This window comes from Thermodesulfobacteriota bacterium (assembly GCA_036482575.1).
Lineage (GTDB): Bacteria > Desulfobacterota > GWC2-55-46 > GWC2-55-46 > JAUVFY01 > JAZGJJ01.
On the sequence record JAZGJJ010000065.1, the window covers coordinates 1 to 4,007 of the forward strand.

General features: G+C 59.2%; 4 protein-coding genes. 3 read left to right on the forward strand and 1 reads right to left on the reverse strand.

Annotated elements, in window-relative coordinates; genetic code table 11:
* From V3W31_02870 to V3W31_02880, 3 genes are all read left to right on the forward strand, one after another.
* On the forward strand, positions 1–379 hold a 379-nt coding region (locus V3W31_02870), incomplete at its 5' end, for an ABC transporter permease (GenBank protein ID MEE9613880.1).
* An 8-nt stretch (positions 380–387) separates the two neighbouring features.
* Positions 388–1,593 (forward strand): ABC transporter permease, encoded by a 1,206-nt coding sequence (locus tag V3W31_02875; protein MEE9613881.1) that lies wholly within the window; start codon positions 388–390, stop codon positions 1,591–1,593.
* A 6-nt stretch (positions 1,594–1,599) separates the two neighbouring features.
* Complete coding sequence (locus tag V3W31_02880; protein ID MEE9613882.1) at positions 1,600–3,459, forward strand: ABC transporter ATP-binding protein; 1,860 nt, start codon at positions 1,600–1,602, stop codon at positions 3,457–3,459.
* 1 nt (position 3,460) lies between these two features.
* Here the strand turns inward: V3W31_02880 and V3W31_02885 are convergent, their stop codons facing one another.
* A complete protein-coding gene (locus V3W31_02885; protein MEE9613883.1) occupies positions 3,461–3,862 on the reverse strand; it encodes a DUF302 domain-containing protein in 402 nt (133 codons plus the stop codon).
* Positions 3,863–4,007 lie beyond the last annotated feature (145 nt).

The window sequence follows — 4,007 nt, forward strand, 5'->3', positions numbered from 1 at the left end:
ACTGAGCTCTGTCGGCGGAGGGGTGAGGTTCTACCGGACCGTCTTCCTCGAAGAGATAGGCAAGGACTACATCCGGACGGCCCGCGCCAAGGGGCTCGGCGAAGGGAAGGTGCTCTTCAAGCACGGCCTCAAGAACGCGATGATACCCATACTCACCAACATAGTCGTGGCCATACCGTTCCTCTTCACCGGCTCGCTCCTAATGGAGAACTTCTTCGCCATACCGGGGCTCGGGAGCTTTACCATAGAGGCAATCCAGGCCCAGGACTTCTCGATCGTGAGGAGCATGGTCTACCTCGGCTCGGTCTTATATATAGTCGGCCTCATCTTGACCGACATAAGCTACACGCTCGTGGACCCGAGGATACGTTTGGAGTAACTAAAACTATGCCAGTAATATTAGCCACGGATCTGATGGTGTTCTTGCTTTTCGGCCTGGTGGTCTACGCCGTCGTGGCCGGAAGGAAGTCGGAGTATATCCGGAGCGTCTGGCGCGAGATACGGAAGAACCGTCTCGCCGTGATATCTCTCGTGATACTCGCCTTCTACGGGGCCGTGGCGCTCACGGACTCCATCCGCTGGCGCGACGCCGTGGTGGGTGAAGACGGCGAGGTGTCGATAACCGCCGGGGGCGACACCATCTATAACCCCCTGGTCCTGAGCCTTCTGGACAGGTTGCTCACCCCCCTAAGTACAAAGACGGAAAAAACCTTTTCCGCCCCGCTCGCCTCCCGCCAGTACGTTAAGGAGACGATCGAGCTCCCCGACGGTACGAAGAAGAGGAGCTACCCGGAGCTCAAGCACCCGAGAACGCATCTCCTGGGGACGGACAAGGTCGGCGGGGACGTGCTCCTCTCCGCCATAAAGGGGATAAGGACGGGTGTGGTCATCGGCACAGGGGCCACCCTTATAATGATACCGTTCGCTATATTCTTCGGCGTTATGGCCGGGTTCTTCGGCGGCATCGTGGACGACATCATCCAGTACATATACACGACACTCGCCTCCATCCCCGGCATACTGTTGATCGTCGCCTTCATGCTCATCTTCAGCGAGAAGGGATACCAGGGAGGGCTCGTGCAGGATAAGGACTTATACCTCGGTTTCTTCGTGCCGAGCGACAGGCTCTTCTGGCTCTGCGTCATACTCGGCGTCACCTCATGGACCGGCCTCTGCAGGCTAATAAGGGGGGAAACCCTGAAGCTAAGGGAACTCGAGTACGTGCAGGCCGCTCGCGCCTTCGGCGTGGCGAGGCTCAGGATCATATACCGCCACATAGTGCCGAACGTGATGCACCTCGTACTCATAACCTTCGTGCTCCTCTTCAGCGAGCTCGTGCTGGCCGAGGCGGTCCTTAGCTACATCGGCATAGGGGTGGGCTCGGAGATGGGGAGCTGGGGGAACATGATAAACGCGGCGAGGCTCGAGCTCTCGCGTGAGCCGGTCGTATGGTGGAGCCTCGTCGGGGCGTTCGTCTTCATGTTCGCGCTCGTGCTCCCGGCAAATATCTTCGGCGATGCGGTTCGTGACGCGCTCGATCCGAGACTAAGGACGGGCCGAGGCTCAGGACCGGAAAAAAGTAGGAAGAAGTAGAAAGATATGACGACACCGGTACTCGAACTAAGGAACTTAAAAACCCACTTCAACACGCCCGAAGGGGTCGGACGCGCGGTGGACGGTATCTCCCTCAGCATCGGCAAGGGAGAGACCTTCGCGCTCGTCGGCGAGTCGGGCTGCGGCAAGTCCGTCACCGCGCTCTCGGTCATCCAACTCGTGCCCTCCCCCGCCGGATACATAGCCGGAGGCGAGATACTCCTCGACGGAGAAGACGTCCTGAACCTTAGCGAGCCGGAGAAGAGGAAGATACGCGGGAATAAAGTGTCGATGATCTTCCAGGAGCCCATGACCTCCTTGAACCCGGTCTTTACAATCGGCAACCAGATCATCGAATCAATAACGCTCCATCAGAATCTAAAGGGGGACGAGGCAAAGGCCGTCGCAATCGAGATGCTCGATAAGGTCGGCCTCCCCTCGCCGGAAAGCCTTTACGACGAGTACCCGCACAGGCTTTCCGGCGGGCAGAGGCAGAGGGTAATGATAGCGATAGCTCTCGCCTGCAAGCCGGATCTCCTAATAGCGGACGAGCCCACCACCGCGCTCGACGTTACCATCCAGGAAGAGATACTCGGACTCATGCGCGAGCTCAGGACCGACCTCGGCACGGCCGTGCTCCTCATAACCCATAACCTGGCACTCGTCTACGAGAACGCCGACAGGGTGGGCGTGATGTACGCGGGAAAGATCGTTGAGAGCGCGCCCGTTAAGACCCTTTTCCGCAACCCCATGCACCCGTACACCTTAAAACTTCTCCGGTCGATTCCCGGAATAGAGAAGCGAGGCAGTGCGCTCGACACCATCCCCGGGAACGTGCCTCCGGCCACGGCCTTCCCGGACGGCTGCCGCTTTTCGGGCCGCTGCCAGAAAGAGATGCAGGGCTGCGCGGGGATGGAGCCCGTGCTAACGGAACGCGAGGGAGGGCATTCGGTCGCCTGTCACCTCTACGATAAGGGGTTCATGGAAGGGGAAGAAACCCTTTCAAAGCCGGTAGCACGGGAGGTAGCGCAGCCGGCCACACCCCTCCAGACCCCACCGGCCGAGAGGGAGACGCTTCTGGAAGTGAAAGGGCTCAAGACCTACTACCCCGTAAAGAAGGGGATATTGAAAAAGACCGTGGGGTACGTAAAGGCCGTGGACGGCATAGAGCTTACGATAAGGAAGGGCTCCACGCTCGCGCTCGTTGGAGAGAGCGGGTGCGGCAAGACAACGGCCGGGAAGTCCATCATTCAACTAATAAGACCCACCGAAGGCGAAATACTCTTCAAGGGTAAAGACCTGACCGGCATGAACGAGAGGGAACTAAAGCCCATGAGGTCGCTCACGCAGATAATCTTCCAGGACCCCTACTCTTCCCTTAACCCCCGGATGATGGTGGGCGAGATAATAGAGGAGGGGCTTCGGTCGCTCAAGCCTGAGATGGATAAAAGGGCGCGGGAGGAGAAGGGAGCCGAGACGCTTGAACGCGTGGGACTCACTCCAAAGATGCGCCACCGCTACCCGCACGAGTTCTCCGGCGGGCAGAGGCAGAGAGTGGGGATAGCGCGCGTGCTCGCCGTGGACCCGGAGTTTATCGTCTGCGACGAGGCTACGAGCGCGCTCGACGTATCCGTGCAGGCGCAGATTCTGAACCTCTTAAAGTCCCTCCAGCGAGACTTCGGCCTCTCGTTCCTCTTCATAACGCACGACCTCGGGGTGGTCGAATATATTGCCGACGAGGTGGCCGTAATGTATGACGGCAGGATAGTCGAGCGCGGCACGGTGGAGGAGATCTTTTCCGCCCCCAGGGACCCGTATACGAAAAAACTCCTCGCCGCCGTGCCGAGGATAGAGGACGGGGCGTAAGTCACCCGAGACTACTGAGCGCCTTTTCGAGCCCTGCCCTCACCTCTTCGGCAAACGTGGCGAGCTCCGGGTTATCGATCGCCCCCATGACCGCGACCGGGTCTATGGCCGAGACGGTAGAGCCGCCCCCCCCTTCGTCATCGTTCTCGTAGACTATGACGTTACACGGCATCATGAGCCCTATCTCGAGTTCGGCGGTAAGGGCCTGGTACGCGTACGGCGGGTTGCATGCCCCGAGGATGATATAGTTCCTGAACTCCTTATCGAGCTTCTTCTTGAGCGTGGCCTTTACGTCTATCTCGGTCAGTATCCCGAAACCCTCCTCGGCAAGGGCCTCCCTTGCCTTCTCGACCGCCTCCGCGTATCCGCAGCCGAGCTTCTTCGTTATCGCGTAGCCTCCCATAAGAGCCTCCTTTAAGACCGTTTTATTATAAAGAGTGTAGCACAACAAGCCGGGGACGCAACCCCCCTTCCCCCCTTTTCCCCTCCCCCTACCACGGGCAAGGCCGCACAAAACAGGCCCCGGCTTTTAAAGGCCGGGGCCGATC

Excerpts from the sequence above, each read along its gene's own strand:
- V3W31_02875 (MEE9613881.1), top strand. The coding sequence starts at position 388 with ATGCCAGTAATATTAGCCACGGATCTGATGGTGTTCTTGCTTTTCGGC.
- V3W31_02880 (MEE9613882.1), top strand. The coding sequence starts at position 1,600 with ATGACGACACCGGTACTCGAACTAAGGAACTTAAAAACCCACTTCAAC.
- V3W31_02885 (MEE9613883.1), bottom strand. The coding sequence starts at position 3,862 with ATGGGAGGCTACGCGATAACGAAGAAGCTCGGCTGCGGATACGCGGAG.